Origin of the sequence: Bacillus sp. FSL M8-0277, from assembly GCF_037975305.1 — a bacterium.
Lineage (GTDB): Bacteria > Bacillota > Bacilli > Bacillales > Bacillaceae > Bacillus > Bacillus pumilus.
Window position 1 is genome coordinate 886,844 of sequence record NZ_CP150255.1, and the last position, 15,216, is coordinate 902,059.

Sequence of the window (15,216 nt, forward strand, 5' to 3'; positions counted from 1 at the left end):
ATGAAAAAAAGAACCTTATTAGGCAGCTTTTTGGTGGTCGCGGGGCTAATGCTCATCTCCGTTCCTTTTATATATGAGTGGCGAACTTCTCAAGAGACAGCAGCAATGGAACAGGCATTAAAGATGATTGAAGAAAATGACAGTGATGCCCTTTCTTCTATTCCACATCTAACTGTGTCAGAAGAAGACCTTCGAGATGTGATGGAGCTAGAGATCCCGTCAATTCATTTAAACGAAAAAGTGCTTCCTGTTACATCAAAAGAAAATTTAGGTATTGCACTGACTCAGATCAAATCTCATCAAATGCCAGGTGAAGGAAATTTCACGATTGCAGGCCATAGAGGGTATAGAGGCGATCGGCTTTTCAGGCAGCTGCCAGAGGTGCCGAAGGGAGAAAAAGTCGTCTTACATCATCAAGCTGAAACATATGAATATAAAATTGTCAGCTCAGCTACGATTGAACCGACGGATGTTGATGTACTAAAGGATCGCGGGAAAAATGAACTGACATTGATCACTTGTACTCTTGATGGTCAGAAACGATTTGTCTTAAAAGGAATACGAATCAATGCTTCAAAGGGTGAGCAACCGTCGGATGTATAACACCAATATAATAGATGATGGATACAATGGAAAAGCAACGCTCACGACCGACATGTTACACCAATTGTTATCAGAGCATTATCCAACATTAAAAAACGAACGTTGGGATGTTGATGTAGATACAATTCGGACTTCGCCTATTCTTCATCCTATATTAAAAAGAAAGCTTCCAATTGGTATCGAAAAATTCACCTGTGTGTTGTTCACGCAGCAGACACCAGCTTTTGGAGAACCTTTGATAGTGTACTTTTTATTAGATGAGAAAGGCGAATCGATTTACGCAATGGATCTCTTGCTCGAGCAGCATGATCCACATTAAACGAGAATTAAAAAAGGAAGGGGCTTTGACTCCCTTCCTTTTTTGTCATTCAATTACGCAAATAACTTCAGCCCAACGACGCCAATCACAATCAGCAGCAAGCTGAGTATACGAATCATGTTTTTCGGTTCTTTAAATAGAATCATATTAAACAAGACAGAGCCCGCCGTTCCAAGTCCAATCCAGACCGTATAGGCAACGGATACTTGAACGGAAGAGAACGAGGCATATAAAAACAAAAAGGATAGGGCAAATCCGCCGACAAATAAAATACCTGTCGTGATTTGCTTTTTCTTACTAAACATATTGAGGCCAATGGTTCCGCCGATTTCGCAGGCAGAGGCTAATAGTACAAAAAACCAGCCCATTTATACCGCTTCTCCTTTCTGCTCATGTGCATCTCCATCAGACACTTTTAGTCCAATAATGCCGAGAATTAAAATGCCCATAAATAAGAGCTTTTCTAATGAAAACGAACCGCCGAACAGCGCGTAATCCATCAAAGACGTACCAATCGTTCCAACTCCGGCAAACACGGCGTACACGGTCCCTGTCGGCAGCTTCTCGCAGGCTTTCATTAAAAAATAAAAATCAACCGGGATCAGGCAGATAATGATCGCCCACTCCCACACCGCATCAGCTCTATTTAAACCAAACACCCAAAGTAATTCGAATAAACAAGTGAGTGCGACATACATCCAGCTTTTTTTCATCGTATTTCCTCCTAAAACTCAAAACTGACGATTCGTCATTTTAAAACCAAAAAAGAACATACAGCAAGTGCTGTACTCAGATTGTTGACAAAGGGCTAAAATGAACTTTATTTTAGCCCTTTGTCTTCTTTTCAGCGTGATAGAAAACCTTTGCAGTCTAGGAAGGACGAGTACTGGCGCGGAGCGAATTTGACATTCGTGAGCACCAGCACGCAGGACTGACACCGAATGCGCGGGTTTGTCTACACGCCGTACAGCAAGTGCTGTACTAAGTTAAGGTGTCTCTATGCCAAGTGCGTAAAGAAGAAATTGCTTCACCTCTCGCTTTTGAATCAGAACCTCTTCTGTATCTGTTTCTGTAAATAAGTACATTTGCTCAGCAGACGATTCAAGTAAACCGATAATGAATTTGGCTGCATATTGACAGTTCAAATTCGCACGGACCCTTTTGTCCTGCTTTGCTTTTTCTAAAAAAGCAGCGACCCATTTGTAAATCGGCTCATAAATATCTTCCCATTCCTTTAAATGCTCCGTGGCAGCTAAACCTGAGTAGGTTAGAGCAAGGACGTCACGGTATTGTCTTGTAAAAGAGAAGATGAATTCAACAAGCGCATCTGCTTGATCGAGGACATCCGCATGCTGAGTCAGTTCCTTTTCAATAGCGGGAACCATCTGCGAGATGAGATGTTCTGCGATAGCAGGCATGACAGACAGCTTTGAAGGAAAATATAAATAGTACGTTCCTTGCGCCACTCCTGCTGCTTTCACAATATCCGAAATGGTCGTTTTTTCGATTCCTTTTTCTTTAAACGCATCAATGGCAGCAAGCATAATCTTTTCTCGTTTCGACACATCATCACCGACCTTAAATGACTGAATGTCAGTCAGTTTAGCGGAAAACTGACGATTTGTCAATATGGGTGTCTCGTCATTGAATAGGAGAATAAGTGATGAATAGATGAGGGCAGGCCTGAATAAGCTGTAAATATGGTCAAGCATCATGTGAGAAAGGGGCAGCTCTCCGTATGACATTCAGTGCGATGTTTTCCATTACTTATTTTCTCTTGCTCGTCCCGCTCTATTTACATATGAGATACAGACAGGCGAAAAAGCAAAAACGATTTATCTATTTACGAACAGAAATCGTTCTTGCCTGTCTGTTTATGTATACGAATGTTTTATTGTATTTGACGGTCTTTCCAAATCGTTTTTCCGCACCAAGGGATCAGGTGAGTGTCAACCTCATGCCTTTGCAGTCCATTTATCAAAATCTCCATGCCTATCATCACGGCTATCCCAATCTTGTTTTTTTAAATTTGGCAGGGAACATTTTGTTATTTGTGCCACTTGGTTTTTTTCTCTATCAGGCATTCCGAACCTTGCGCTGGCAAAAGGCGATTCTTGCTGGCTTTTTCTTGTCAACAATGATTGAAGTGCTTCAATGGGTATTCTCGCAATCTGGTATGATTACAAGAAGCAGCGATATTGATGATATTCTATTAAATACACTCGGCACAGCGCTAGGTTGTATGTTGTATCGAATGTATCGACGAAGGAAGGAGAAAATCAATTGAAGCGAGTATGTATCATTCCATGTGGGGCGAAGAAAATTTGGGACGTCCATCCAGAGGCAGGGAGCCAGCCAGCGAACCTCGTTTATTTAAGTCCGCTGCATCAGCATACGAAGAGCTATGCCCAAACGTTCTTTTCAGACTGGCTGATCATATCAGCGAAGCATGGATTCCTAAAAGCAGATGATATCATTCATGAAAATTATGATGTGGCTTTTGGTACACCGCATGCTGATCAGATAACACGTGAAGCATTAAGGCAGCAATTTCATGAAAAACATCTCACTGCATATGATGAACTAGTGATACTAGGTGGAAAGAAATATCGAAAGGTGATCGATCCTTTATTACTCCCTCATCAAACAGCGATTTATCCGCTAGCTCCATATAAAGGAATTGGCTACATGCTTCAGGCGTTAAAGCAAGCCGTTGAGACAAAAGTAGAACTTCCGCCGCATATTTAACGCATTCACATCTACCGGTAAGCAGGGGTTTGATCATTAAAAAGAGAATGAATGAAGTAGCGATGCTGATTGTTTCATATCTTTTCAGCAGCCACTAGGATGTCCGCATCGCTTATAAGAGTGGCTATATGAACAAGGGGGCGTATGAACATGACAACCATCTATTTAGCTGGTGATTCAACCGTTGCATCTTACCCGGATCGTCCTGTTCAAGGAGGATGGGGAGAGTTTTTACATCGCTATACAGCGCAAGGCGTGAGCGTCGACAACCGCGCAATCGGTGGAAGAAGCTCAAAAACATTCATTGAAGAAGGACGGCTTGATAAAATATTGGCTGACATTCAGCCTGGGGACTGGCTGCTTACACAAATGGGGCACAATGATGCTTCAACGGAGAAGCCCGAACGGCATACAGATCCTTTCACGACGTATAAAAGCTATTTGTCTCAATATATTCACGGAGCAAGAGCGAAAGGCGCTACACCGCTTTTATTAACGCCAGTCGGCCGCTTTCATGAAAAAGACGGAGAATATATCAATGATTTCCCTGATTACTGTGCCGCTATGAAAGAACTAGCTGATGAAGAAGAAGTCCTTCTTGTTGATTTAAATACGGCAAGCCTTCAATTTTATCAAATTTCCGGCATAGAGAAAACGACTTCTTACTTTATGCTGTCAACAGGCGTAGAGGATCGCACGCACTTTACAAAAGAAGGAGCAGATGCGATTGCAAGACTTGTTTCGCTTGAATTAAAAGACCTTGGATTAACGATTGTGTGATGGATGACAGGACGAGAAAGAGCTCGTCCTGTTCTTTTTTTTGCAGAAAGCTATTGATTCCCTTCACCAGAGTAGACTACAATAGGTACATATGATAATGAGAATCAATATCACTTATAAATAGATCAATCGATGAAAAACTGGAGGGACTCAAATGACAGATCAGCTTGAATTGTTTGACGTCACCATTATTGGTGGCGGTCCAGCAGGAATGTACACCGCCTTTTATAGTGGGATGCGGGATTTAAAGACGAAGGTACTGGAGTATAACGAAAGCCTTGGTGGGAAAATCCTACTGTATCCAGAGAAAGTCATTTGGGATGTAGGTGGATTAGTGCCAACAAGAGGAGAGCAATTAATTAAACAGCTTGAACAGCAAGCCAAAACATTTGAACCTGTCATTGCATTAAATCAAAAAATAACAGACTTTCATCGCTTAGAAGATGGAAATATATTGATTACCTCCGAAAATGGTGATCGCCATTTAACCAAAACCTTGATTTTGGCAATGGGGCACGGTATTCCAGTTCAAAGAAAGCTGGAGGTTGAAAATGCAGATCGCTATGAAGTAACAAACCTTTATTATACGGTTCAGGAGCTCAAAACCTTCGCTGGAAAAAGAGTCGTCATCTCTGGGGGCGGCGATTCTGCGGTGGATTGGGCAAATGCCCTTGTGCCAATTGCGAAAAGTGTCACTGTTATACACCGCAGAGATATGTTTGGTGGACATGAAAGAAACGTGGCGAATATGAAAGCATCAAGTGCACGTATTTTAACCCCACATGAATTAACTGACCTACATGGTAACGGAAAAGAAATCGAAGCTGTCACTGTTCAGCATTTAGAAACAGGTGAAAAAGAACGTATTGAAACAGACGCAGTCATTGTCAACCACGGCATGAAAGGCGATTTAAGTGTTCTTGCAGAATGGGGATTAAAGCAAGGTGAATGGGGACTCATTGAAGTGAATGAGCAGATGGAGACCAATTTACCAGGTGTGTATGCAGTAGGTGATTTATGTACACATAAAAGCAAGGTCCGCTTGATTGCAGGAACGTTTGTAGATGGTGTGAACGCACTAAATAGTGCGAAATTATATATCGAACCAGATGCGGAGAAAGTGGCGTATGTATCTTCTCATAATGAACGTTTTAAGGAAAAAAACAAAGAATTGCTGGCAGCCGGTGCGGATCGCTAAAAAAAACAAAACAAGAAGGGTGGTGCCGCAACGGCATCACCTTTTTTATCGCTGAAAGGAGGTATCTGAAGATGAACGCACAAATGGAAACGATGCTACATATGAAAAAGAAAATTCAGATGTGTCTGAAAGCAAAACAAACGAACAGATGGCAGACAAAATCTCCAAGCGTTTTAACAGCTGATGGTACCGTTGTCATTCAGCTAGAAGGAATGGAGTACGAGCTTGACGGTGGGGATAGCCTGTTTATACGATCTCACATCCCCGTTGTCATCCGTTCTTTATCTAATCAGCAAGTCACAATTTTTGCTGTTTCATTTGAACATTACATGCTCACAAATGATGCTGATGATGAATTAATTTATAAAATCAATTATGATACCCTGCCTGATAACGGGCAAGTGGTGATGGGCTCACCGGTATTATTTCATCATATTAAACGTTTAAGTGATCCCTCTTATTCAGAAAGTAGCCAAGTGAAGCTACTAAAGCTAGTACTGCAAATATTCCAGCAACAAAATGAAAAAACAATTCATGCTGATCATTATTCAATTCAAATGATTCTTCAATACATTGCAGAGCATTACCAACAAGAACTGACCCGTAAGGACTTAGCACATAAAATGGGCTTTAATGAAAGCTATTTCTCTACTTTTTTTAAAAAAAGCGTTGGAATGAGTGTCACAGATTATATTGCACAAATTCGAATAGATGAAGCAAAAAAGCTATTGTTCAAAACCGATGAACAGGTTCAGGCGATTGCACAAAGAGTAGGCTATACTGATAGCCTCTATTTCAGCAGAAAATTTCGTCAAAAAACGGGCAGATCGCCTAGTCAGTATCGACTGAGCCGCCAACCAAAACGAATTGCCGCTTTTCAGTTTGTAGGCTCTTTGCTTGCGCTTGGAGTGAAACCAATTTGCATGGAAGAAGATATTGCTCTTTATTCAGATGTGCTTCAAGGTCAACTCAGTGATGTTATCGTCATTCATGAGCATACACCTGACGACGTTTTGAAGGACATGAACTTAGACCTCATTTTAATGCCTGATTATTTCTATACAAACATAGAATGGATGAAACGCATGGAGAAAATCGCTCCTGTGCTTGTTTTTCCATATAGTCATCTGAGTCCTGTAGAGGAGGTACTTTGTTTAGGTAGCCTCATCGGAAGGAGCGAAGAAGCAAAGCAATGGGTGGAGCGTTATGAGAAGCAAGCACAGAAGGAAAGAGCTCGCTTGACGCCATTTTTGAAAAAAAAGGAAACAGTTGCTTTATATGAAGTAAGGGGACATGACAAGGTGTATATGTGGTCTTTTCATGCGAGAGGAGCAATCAACCTATATAAAACGTTGGGGTTGATGCCCCCTGAAGCCATTCAAGAGGAGGTGCTGAAACCGGATAAACATGTTGTGATTCCGCTTGAGCGTTTAGCAGATTATGCAGCAGATCATATGTTTTTTATTGTGGCTGTTCGGAATGGATGGTACAGACATATGGACAAACGTATGAAGGAAAGTGATGTCCTGCGTAATTTACCCGCAGTGCAAAATAATACATTCTACCTGTTAAAACTAGAAGAATTTAGATTTGGTGAAGGGGAACGGGCGATAGAAATCATGAAACGATTCTCTCAATTTTTAATAAAAGAATAAGAGTATCTAACAATTGTCCATAAACAAGTTATGACGATTATCCATAGACCGATAGACAAGCGGTTGATAGAATACGAGAGACAAATAAATGATAATGATTCTCAGTGATTCATCATGATATGGAGGAGAAAAGAAGTTATGAAAAAACAAGGCATATTTCTTAGTTTAATAGCTTTAGTGTTGTTATTCGCACTAGCAGCCTGCGGTCAAAAGGAAGAAAGTAAAAAAGCCGAAGAAAAAACAAAAACGGTTGACACAGTGAAAGGCAAGGTCGAGATTCCAGCAAATCCAAAGCGTATTCTCGTAGATGGCTATTTGGGTAGTGCTGTTGCACTAGGGGTAAAACCGGTTGGTGCCACAACACAAGATTTAAAAAACATACATCTCAAAGGCAAAGTGGATGGTGTGGCAGACATTAGTGATGAACGCTCCGCCGAAAAGGTGGCAAGCTTAAAACCAGACCTCATCATTTCAGCTGTAGACGATGAAAAGGTACTTGACGTCTACAGAAAGATTGCCCCAACGATTGTTTATCCGTTCGGTGTATTTAAAAATTCACAAGAAGAGATCACTACATTAGCCAGCATCTTGAATAAAGAAGAAGAAGGAAAAGCGTTTTTGAAAAAATTTGATCAACGTATAGAAGCTGCTAGAAAGAAAGTGAAAACAGTCATCAAAGAAGGCGAAACAGTGTCAATCTTGGGTGCATTTAAAAATGATGTCTATGTGTATGGGAATGGTATCTATCGAGGTGGACAAGCACTTTATGAACAATTGCAGCTTCAGCCGCCAAAAGATGTTGCAGACACTGTTTTAAATGGAAAGTCAGGATTTGAACATATTTCATATGAAGTGCTACCAAAATATGCAGGTGATTATATATTTGTTGATGAAGCCAACGGAGGTACGTTCGATAAGAACAATTCAATATGGAAAAGCTTAAAAGCGGTGAAAAAGAATCAAGTACATGACTTGGATATTACGTATTTCTGGCCATTCGATCCAATAGCTATCGCCAATCAAGCAGAAAAATACGTTGAGATATTGACTGACTTATCTCAGAAGTAAGGGGGCTGCTTTTTGTTAAAACGATTTTTCTCCTATTATAAGCCATATATGGGGCTGTTTATATTAGATTTTTCCTGTGCCGTCATAGCGGCACTACTTGAATTATCATTTCCACTCGCGATCAGTATGGTTGTAGATGACCTTCTCCCAAACAGAAACTGGGAAATGATTCTCATCTGGAGTGGAATTTTACTGGCAGTCTATGTCGTCAGCTCAGCAATGAATTATGTGGTGACATATTTCGGACATAAGCTAGGTATCAATATTGAAACAGATATGAGAAGTCAGCTATTCACCCACGTACAAAAAATGTCTTTTCGATTCTTTGATCAAAAGAAAACAGGAAAGCTTGTTTCACGCATGACAAACGATTTAATGGATATTGGTGAAATCGCTCACCACGGTCCTGAAGATTTATTTATTGCAATGATGACTCTTACAGGTGCATTTGCCCTGATGCTATCAATTAATTGGCAGCTTGCCGTCCTCACGTTTCTCATTGTCCCATTCTTAATAGGGCTATCGGTTTATTTTACGAAGAAAATGTCGATTGCCTTTGATCACATGTTTTCAAGTATTGGTCAATTCCATGCAAGGGTTGAGAATAATGTGAGCGGAATTCGAGTAGTGAAGGCATTTGGGAATGAAACGCACGAGGTGGATCGCTTTATTGAACACAATGAACAGTTTAAACAAACGAAATTAACCACATACAAAATGATGGCATTACACGCTTCAATTAGTCACCTGCTTATGAAGGGCGTCACTATCTTTGGACTTGTATGCGGGACATGGTTTGTGATGCAAAAGAATATGACCTATGGCGAATTCATTTCATTCGTCCTGCTGTCTGGAATCTTTTTAGGACCTATTCAACAAATTAATTCAGTCATTGAGACGTATCCAAAGGGAGTCGCAAGCTTTAAGCGATTTGTTAAGCTCTTAGATCAAGCCCCAGACGAAAAGGACGTCCCTGATGCGATTCATGTCGATGGGCTAAAAGGTGAAATTACATTTCATGATGTCAGCTTCGGTTATGAGAAGGACAGTTTGATCCTTGAGCTTATTAATCTGGAGATCAAACAAGGGGAAACGGTTGCCATAGTAGGTCCTTCCGGTGCTGGTAAATCCACGCTTTGCAGTTTATTACCAAGGTTTTATGAATGGCAATCTGGAACCATTACGATAGACGGAATTGATAGTAGACAGATGAAGCTGTCTTCACTGCGCCAACAAATTGGAATAGTCCAACAAGACGTCTATTTATTTAATGGGAGCATTCGAGAGAACATTCTTTATGGAAAACTTGATGCAACTGAGGATGAAATATGGCAGGCAGTGTCAAAAGCAGAGCTAAAAGAACTCGTTGAATCCCTGCCCGAAGGTCTTGAGACAATGATTGGTGAAAGAGGCGTCAAGCTGTCAGGTGGACAAAAGCAGCGTGTATCAATTGCACGTATTTTCCTGAAAAATCCACCTATTTTAATACTGGATGAAGCGACCTCATCACTAGATACTGAAACAGAGGCTTCGATCCAACGATCACTAGAAGAGCTTTCAGAAGGTAGAACGACGCTAGTCATTGCGCATCGCCTTGCAACTATTCAACATGCAGATCGAATTGTTGTTGTGACAAAAGGTGGCATTGCAGAGCAAGGAAATCACAAAACATTACTAACGCAAAATGGCTTATATAAGCGCCTTTATGAAACACAATTCGGGGCATAAAAAGTCCATTAGAAGAAATGTGAAAGCCGGCAAAAGAGCGCCGGCTTTTTCCTCATGACATGTATTGCAATCTTTTTCCCTAGTTTCTAGGGGCAAAGAGCATCATACTCACACCTATTAAACAAATAAGAGCGCCTACCCAATCGTACAAATCAGGCGTTTTTCGATCGACCCACCAGCCCCAAAACACAGCAAGAACCACAAACACACCGCCATAGGCCGCATAAACCCGTCCGAAAGTCGGGAACTGCTGGAAGGTAGGAATGACCCCATAAGCGACGAGGATGAGGCTGCCGGCGATCCCGAAGCTGACCGGTTTGGCTTCACGCAGCCAAAGCCACACAAGATAGCCACCGCCAATTTCTGCTATTCCTGCTAATAAAAAAAGAATGATCGTCAACATCATGTAAGGACACTCCAATTCATTTCGTTACTTCTATTATGACATGTTGAAAAAATGCGTTCTACTTCATTTACATTGTGAGGGACATGAGAGTTTGCTAAAATCAACTGAACAGAGAATGGAAACACATGGATTCTTGACTTTTCAGATAAAAGTGATCCATATGGCCTTGCTTTTCGTACAGTTAGTACATTCTCATGAGGAGCACACTCCCTTTTTTGGCGCTCTTTTTTTCTCCTTTAAAAAAGAGTAAAGTACAAAGTAGGCTTATTTCAGCAAATCGAGTGATAAGCAATACGTGAAGGATTTCATGATGAATGCAGCATGCTCTTTCTCATGAAAAAGGAAGGAGATGACCATGGATACACTGAAAGATTCTGAGCTGTATCACAAGATCAAATTTGATCGTCACAAGCCTTCGCTTGAAGTGCTGTATGATCGCTATGAACGTGTGTTATATTCGTTTATTTATAAAATGACTGGAAGTCGTGAGCTTGCGGAGGAAGTGCTGCAAGAAGTCTTTATCAAGCTCTGGCGCGGCATAGGAGAATATCATACGGATAAAGGCAAATTCTCCTCGTGGTTATTCATGATGTCACGGAACACAGCCATTGATCTCCTAAGAAAGCACCGGAACGAAACGGCACTAGAAGATGAGCATATTGAATATTTAGCCGATCATCAAGAAGATGTATCAAAGGAAGTTGAATGGAACGAGGAAAAACAAATCATACGTGAAGCAGTATCTACATTGTCAAAAGAACAGCAAACCATCATAGAAGATGTCTATTTTAAAGGAATGACACAAAAAAGCATTGCTGAAAAACTAGGCATCCCCATAGGAACGGTGAAGGGAAGAGTTCGATTGTCATTGAAGCACTTACGGACGAGACTGTCTCGCGGAGGAAAGGAGGAAGAGGCATGACTCAGTGTAAACATCAAGTGATTGATTATTTCAACGGGCATGTACAAGGAGAAGAAAAAGCACAATTTGAAGAGCACCTCAAGAACTGCTCAGCTTGCAAAGAAGAGCTTGAAGAATTGACATCGCTCATGTCTGACATTCCATTTCTAGCAGATGACCAAACACCTCCGGCAGGGCTGAAAGACCGTATTTTATCCCAGGTGTTTGAAGAAGAGACGATCGAAGAAAAGAATAGCCATAGAAAAGACCTCAAGGCAGCACATGAACCAAACGAGATGAAACCACTGCAAAAAAAACGTAACCAATGGCTATTGCCACTTGTTGCCGCACTGCTTCTTATTTCAGCAGCTGGAAACGTGTATTTCTTATCGAATGGAAAAGAACAGGCGGAAGAACCTGTCAGGGTTGTAGCGACAAAATCACTGGCATCAGCCGCATCACCAAAAACAACGGGTGCTTTTTCAGTGATTGAGCATAACGGCAAAAAAGAGCTGGTGGTGAGTGCAGACGGATTAAAGGATCAGCTTGATTCATCTGCTGTTTATCAAGTGTGGCTCATTAAAGGAGATCAACCGGTACCAGCTGGTGCCTTTAAAACAGATAACAAAGGAGAAGGAACCGTCACCTATGCATTATCAGAAAAAGAAGCGAGCGAATCATGGGATACCGTGGCAGTCACCCTTGAACCAAAAAAGGATAACAAACTGCCGCAAGGACCTGTCGTACTAAGCGCTGCATTTTAAATGTGATTCAGGAAGGATGCCTTTGGGGCATCCTTTTTTGATAGGCAAAGGGAACTTTTTGGCAGATAAGACGTAGTACATATGGAGGTGAAACAGATGAAACCATACATAGAAAAAGAACTATTTCTCTTATCAGTGAGACACGCATGTATTGCATGCTATTTTTTAGTGTTTCCGTTCGTTGCTCAAGTCCTTTATACCCCATCACCTTTATTGATCGCCCTCATCGCTCTTTTTATGACTCATAACTTAGTAGAATGTACCATATGGTTTTATAAATCGAGAAAGATCAGGAAGCACCAGTCTGGTGATCTATCGAAACGAGGACATGTCTTGACTCAGATCATGCAAAGGCTGGAACAAATGATGATGATCGGTTTTGTTATTTTCTTTATCACTAAATGGATGCAAGGGGCAGCTGATAGCCTAACTCTGTCACTAGCTATTTTTCTATTAATGATCTTTTTCCTTCAGCACATCCAGTTTTATTACGTTCAGCTATTTTTTAAATCCAAAAGCTGGTTCTCCTATGTTCCTTCATGGCAAAGAGCTCGTCCTTCTTATATAGCGAGGGAGCGAAAGGCTTTGAAAGGGTCCTAAATGTGCAATCACTCGTTTGATCTATCCATAAACATCAGAAAATTATGATAAAATGTGGAAAAGAAGCATGGTGAAAGGGAGTGCGAGCGAGTGAAAGCTGTTGGACTATTGGAGTACTTACCGATTGAGCATGAGCAAAGCTTGATGGATCAGGAAGTAGAAAAGCCTAAAGCAACGGGTAGGGATATACTGGTGAAGGTAGAGGCTGTGTCAGTGAATCCAGTTGATACGAAGGTGAGATCATCGAAGGATCAGAAGGAAGAAAAACTGAAAATTCTTGGCTATGATGCAAGCGGTACGGTTGTTGAAGTTGGCGAAGCGTGTACATTATTTCAGCCTGGTGATCACGTGTACTATGCGGGAGATATCACGCGTCAAGGCTCAAATAGTGAGTATCAGCTTGTGGATGAACGGATTGTGGCAAAAAAGCCTGCCAATCTCTCCTTTGCAGAAGCAGCCGCGATGCCTCTGACGACAATTACGGCATATGAAGCGTTATTTGACCGGATGCATATGAAGCGAAATGCAGAAGGGGCAACACTGCTCATCATCGGCGGTGCAGGCGGAGTAGGTTCTATTGCCATCCAACTAGCCAAATTAGCAAATGCCACTGTAATCGCCACCGCATCAAGACCTGAAACAAAAGAGTGGTGTCTATCATTAGGTGCTGATCATATCATTGATCATCATGAGCCGCTTCTCGCGCAGCTTCAGAAAAAAGGAATAGGCGAAGTGGATTTTATTTTATGCCTAAATGATACAGACGGACACTTCAAAGGCATGGCAGAAGCCATCAAACCGCAAGGCACGATCTGTACCATTGTCGAGAATCAGCACAACCTAGACATTCAATTACTCAAAAATAAAAGTGCTGCATTTGTATGGGAGTTCATGTTCACACGCCCTATGTACAAAACAGCGGACATGATCAAACAGCATGAGCTTTTAACAGAGGCGGCTGAGTTATTTGAACACGGGACATTAACGCATACGTTAACAAAGGTTCTCAGTCCGATCAATGCTGCTAACTTGAAGCAGGCACATCAAACCCTTGAACAAGGAAAGATGATTGGTAAATTTGTACTAGAAGGATTTAAGAAAGGGGAGAGGGTATGACGTCATTACAATATCCGATTGGCTTATATGAACCGGTTGAAAATAAAACAAAGGAACAGCTAGAGTCATGGATTGATCAGTTGGGTGCGATTCCACAAGAATATGAAACAGTCACCAATCAATTGACAGATGCTCAGCTGGATACACCCTATCGGCCTGGAGGATGGACCGTCCGTCAGCTCATTCATCACGTAGCAGACAGCCATCTGAATGCATACTTACGATTCAAGCTTGCGCTCACAGAAGAAATACCGCACATCCGTCCATATGATCAGGCGGGATTCGCCGAGCTTCCAGATAGCAAAGCGCCCATCAGCCTATCACTGCCCTTAATCAGCAGTCTGCATCGCAGATGGGTTACATTACTTCGAGGGATGTCAGAGGAAGACTTCACTGCATCCTATTATCACCCAGCCGATCAACAAACGGTGTCCTTATATGATGCAACAGGTATGTACGTCTGGCACTCAAAGCATCATCTTGCCCATATCACGGAATTAATCAAAAGAAATCAATGGAATTAAAGGAGTAAACACATGTCTGGTAGAAGAATTGTCGGCGCCATGTTTATTTGTATGGCGGCATTGTTTTATATAGCAAAATATGTTCTTTTTGAGATACGCTATAGTAATAGCTTAGGCTCAGAAAAAACGATTGAGGAACTTGAACAGATACTGCCTGGCGGTACGTGGATCAGTATCTTTTTTCTCATCATCGGTTTAGGTTATTTTTTATGGGATGACAGGGAAGTCATTCGTAAAAATCTCTTCACCCCAGATCGACAAGTAGAAGAACTAAAAAAGACGGATCTCAAGTGACCGTCTTTTTTCCTTTTCATGTTTAGCCGCGTTCAGGACGCAGTGCTTTTTCTAAAATAGCCAGCCCTTCGTTGACTTTTTCTTTTTCCTCGTCATTGAGCCGTTGCAGGGAGTTTTTGATTTTTTCGTGTCCTTTTTGATAAATGCTTCTAAAAATATTTTTCGCTTCCTCTGTTAGTTCGACGACAATGATTCTACGGTCACGCTCAGAGTGTTTTCGTTCAACAAAATGAGACTGTTCTAACCGGTCAAGCAGGCCTGTCATATTGGACAAAGAAGCGCCCATTTTTTCAGCGATTTCGGATACCTTGAGAGAGCCATGGTTATTGAGTAGCATGAGTACCTTCATTTGAGGCATACTCATATCAAGCTTCATCCATTCTGACACATCTCCAAGACCTGCAGCTGTGAGTACTTTCATATAGAGCACCCATGTCTTTTTTTCCTCTGGAGATAGAATCTCTTCTTTTAATACGGTGGTGTCATGAATATTATATTCCACGCTCGTTCAC

General features: G+C 41.5%; 20 protein-coding genes. 15 read left to right on the top strand and 5 right to left on the bottom strand.

The annotated features are described in order from the left end of the window. Both MKZ05_RS04175 and MKZ05_RS04180 read left to right on the top strand, forming a co-directional pair. Complete coding sequence (locus tag MKZ05_RS04175) at positions 1-603, top strand: class D sortase (RefSeq protein WP_339161527.1); 603 nt, start codon at positions 1-3, stop codon at positions 601-603. Further along, positions 596-922 (top strand): hypothetical protein, encoded by a 327-nt coding sequence (locus MKZ05_RS04180; protein ID WP_212046493.1) that lies wholly within the window; start codon positions 596-598, stop codon positions 920-922. The genes MKZ05_RS04175 and MKZ05_RS04180 overlap by 8 nt, the downstream gene beginning before the upstream one ends. Before the next feature lie 53 nt (positions 923-975). On the opposite strand, the gene MKZ05_RS04185 is transcribed toward MKZ05_RS04180, so the two are convergent. From MKZ05_RS04185 to MKZ05_RS04195, 3 genes are all read right to left on the bottom strand, one after another. Further along, the gene (locus MKZ05_RS04185; protein WP_003217878.1) at positions 976-1,290 is read right to left on the bottom strand and encodes a multidrug efflux SMR transporter; all 315 of its coding nucleotides are present in this window, start codon (positions 1,288-1,290) and stop codon (positions 976-978) included. Continuing rightward, a complete protein-coding gene (locus tag MKZ05_RS04190; RefSeq protein WP_003217798.1) occupies positions 1,291-1,635 on the bottom strand; it encodes an SMR family transporter in 345 nt (114 codons plus the stop codon). It abuts the gene before it with no gap. A 273-nt stretch (positions 1,636-1,908) separates the two neighbouring features. Beyond that, positions 1,909-2,487 carry a TetR family transcriptional regulator gene (locus MKZ05_RS04195; protein ID WP_034620888.1) on the bottom strand — a complete coding sequence of 193 codons (579 nt, stop codon included), beginning with the start codon at positions 2,485-2,487 and terminating at the stop codon, positions 1,909-1,911. A 173-nt stretch (positions 2,488-2,660) separates the two neighbouring features. Between MKZ05_RS04195 and MKZ05_RS04200 the strand changes: the two genes are divergently transcribed. The 7 genes from MKZ05_RS04200 (at position 2,661) to MKZ05_RS04230 (ending at position 10,099) form a co-directional block, all read left to right on the top strand. Further along, positions 2,661-3,209, top strand: a complete 549-nt coding sequence (locus MKZ05_RS04200; RefSeq protein ID WP_212046492.1) for a VanZ family protein — start codon at positions 2,661-2,663, stop codon at positions 3,207-3,209. Beyond that, on the top strand, positions 3,206-3,670 hold the full coding sequence (locus tag MKZ05_RS04205; protein ID WP_339161530.1) for a DUF6884 domain-containing protein: 465 nt from the start codon (positions 3,206-3,208) through the stop codon (positions 3,668-3,670). The genes MKZ05_RS04200 and MKZ05_RS04205 overlap by 4 nt, the downstream gene beginning before the upstream one ends. 150 nt (positions 3,671-3,820) lie before the next feature. Continuing rightward, positions 3,821-4,450 carry a rhamnogalacturonan acetylesterase gene (locus tag MKZ05_RS04210; RefSeq protein ID WP_003217853.1) on the top strand — a complete coding sequence of 210 codons (630 nt, stop codon included), beginning with the start codon at positions 3,821-3,823 and terminating at the stop codon, positions 4,448-4,450. A 154-nt stretch (positions 4,451-4,604) separates the two neighbouring features. Next, positions 4,605-5,648 carry an NAD(P)/FAD-dependent oxidoreductase gene (locus tag MKZ05_RS04215; protein ID WP_339161532.1) on the top strand — a complete coding sequence of 348 codons (1,044 nt, stop codon included), beginning with the start codon at positions 4,605-4,607 and terminating at the stop codon, positions 5,646-5,648. A 71-nt stretch (positions 5,649-5,719) separates the two neighbouring features. After that, the gene (locus MKZ05_RS04220; RefSeq protein WP_339161534.1) at positions 5,720-7,303 is read left to right on the top strand and encodes a helix-turn-helix domain-containing protein; all 1,584 of its coding nucleotides are present in this window, start codon (positions 5,720-5,722) and stop codon (positions 7,301-7,303) included. 138 nt (positions 7,304-7,441) lie between these two features. Further along, positions 7,442-8,371 carry an ABC transporter substrate-binding protein gene (locus MKZ05_RS04225; protein ID WP_339161536.1) on the top strand — a complete coding sequence of 310 codons (930 nt, stop codon included), beginning with the start codon at positions 7,442-7,444 and terminating at the stop codon, positions 8,369-8,371. Positions 8,372-8,383: 12 nt separating this feature from the next. Further along, a complete protein-coding gene (locus tag MKZ05_RS04230; protein ID WP_339161538.1) occupies positions 8,384-10,099 on the top strand; it encodes an ABC transporter ATP-binding protein in 1,716 nt (571 codons plus the stop codon). Between the two features lie 79 nt (positions 10,100-10,178). Here MKZ05_RS04230 and MKZ05_RS04235 read toward each other — a convergent pair whose 3' ends face one another. Further along, positions 10,179-10,505: a YnfA family protein gene (locus MKZ05_RS04235; RefSeq protein ID WP_339161541.1), complete on the bottom strand. Its 327-nt coding sequence runs from the start codon at positions 10,503-10,505 to the stop codon at positions 10,179-10,181. Positions 10,506-10,860: 355 nt separating this feature from the next. On the opposite strand from MKZ05_RS04235, the gene MKZ05_RS04240 reads away from it, so the two are divergent. From MKZ05_RS04240 to MKZ05_RS04265, 6 genes are all read left to right on the top strand, one after another. Further along, complete coding sequence (locus MKZ05_RS04240; RefSeq protein ID WP_050944756.1) at positions 10,861-11,427, top strand: sigma-70 family RNA polymerase sigma factor; 567 nt, start codon at positions 10,861-10,863, stop codon at positions 11,425-11,427. Beyond that, positions 11,424-12,170: an anti-sigma factor gene (locus MKZ05_RS04245; RefSeq protein ID WP_339161544.1), complete on the top strand. Its 747-nt coding sequence runs from the start codon at positions 11,424-11,426 to the stop codon at positions 12,168-12,170. Before MKZ05_RS04240 ends, MKZ05_RS04245 begins: the two co-directional genes overlap by 4 nt. Before the next feature lie 96 nt (positions 12,171-12,266). Beyond that, complete coding sequence (locus tag MKZ05_RS04250; RefSeq protein WP_339161547.1) at positions 12,267-12,770, top strand: hypothetical protein; 504 nt, start codon at positions 12,267-12,269, stop codon at positions 12,768-12,770. 90 nt (positions 12,771-12,860) lie between these two features. After that, positions 12,861-13,886, top strand: a complete 1,026-nt coding sequence (locus MKZ05_RS04255) for a zinc-binding alcohol dehydrogenase family protein (protein WP_339161549.1) — start codon at positions 12,861-12,863, stop codon at positions 13,884-13,886. Continuing rightward, entirely contained in the window at positions 13,883-14,410 is a 528-nt protein-coding gene (locus MKZ05_RS04260) for a YfiT family bacillithiol transferase (RefSeq protein WP_003217850.1), read from the top strand. Before MKZ05_RS04255 ends, MKZ05_RS04260 begins: the two co-directional genes overlap by 4 nt. A 12-nt stretch (positions 14,411-14,422) precedes the next feature. Continuing rightward, positions 14,423-14,704, top strand: coding sequence for a hypothetical protein (locus tag MKZ05_RS04265; RefSeq protein ID WP_339161551.1), 282 nt, complete (start codon positions 14,423-14,425; stop codon positions 14,702-14,704). A 22-nt stretch (positions 14,705-14,726) separates the two neighbouring features. Here MKZ05_RS04265 and MKZ05_RS04270 read toward each other — a convergent pair whose 3' ends face one another. Continuing rightward, positions 14,727-15,206, bottom strand: a complete 480-nt coding sequence (locus tag MKZ05_RS04270; protein ID WP_003217817.1) for a MarR family transcriptional regulator — start codon at positions 15,204-15,206, stop codon at positions 14,727-14,729. Positions 15,207-15,216: the final 10 nt, after the last annotated feature.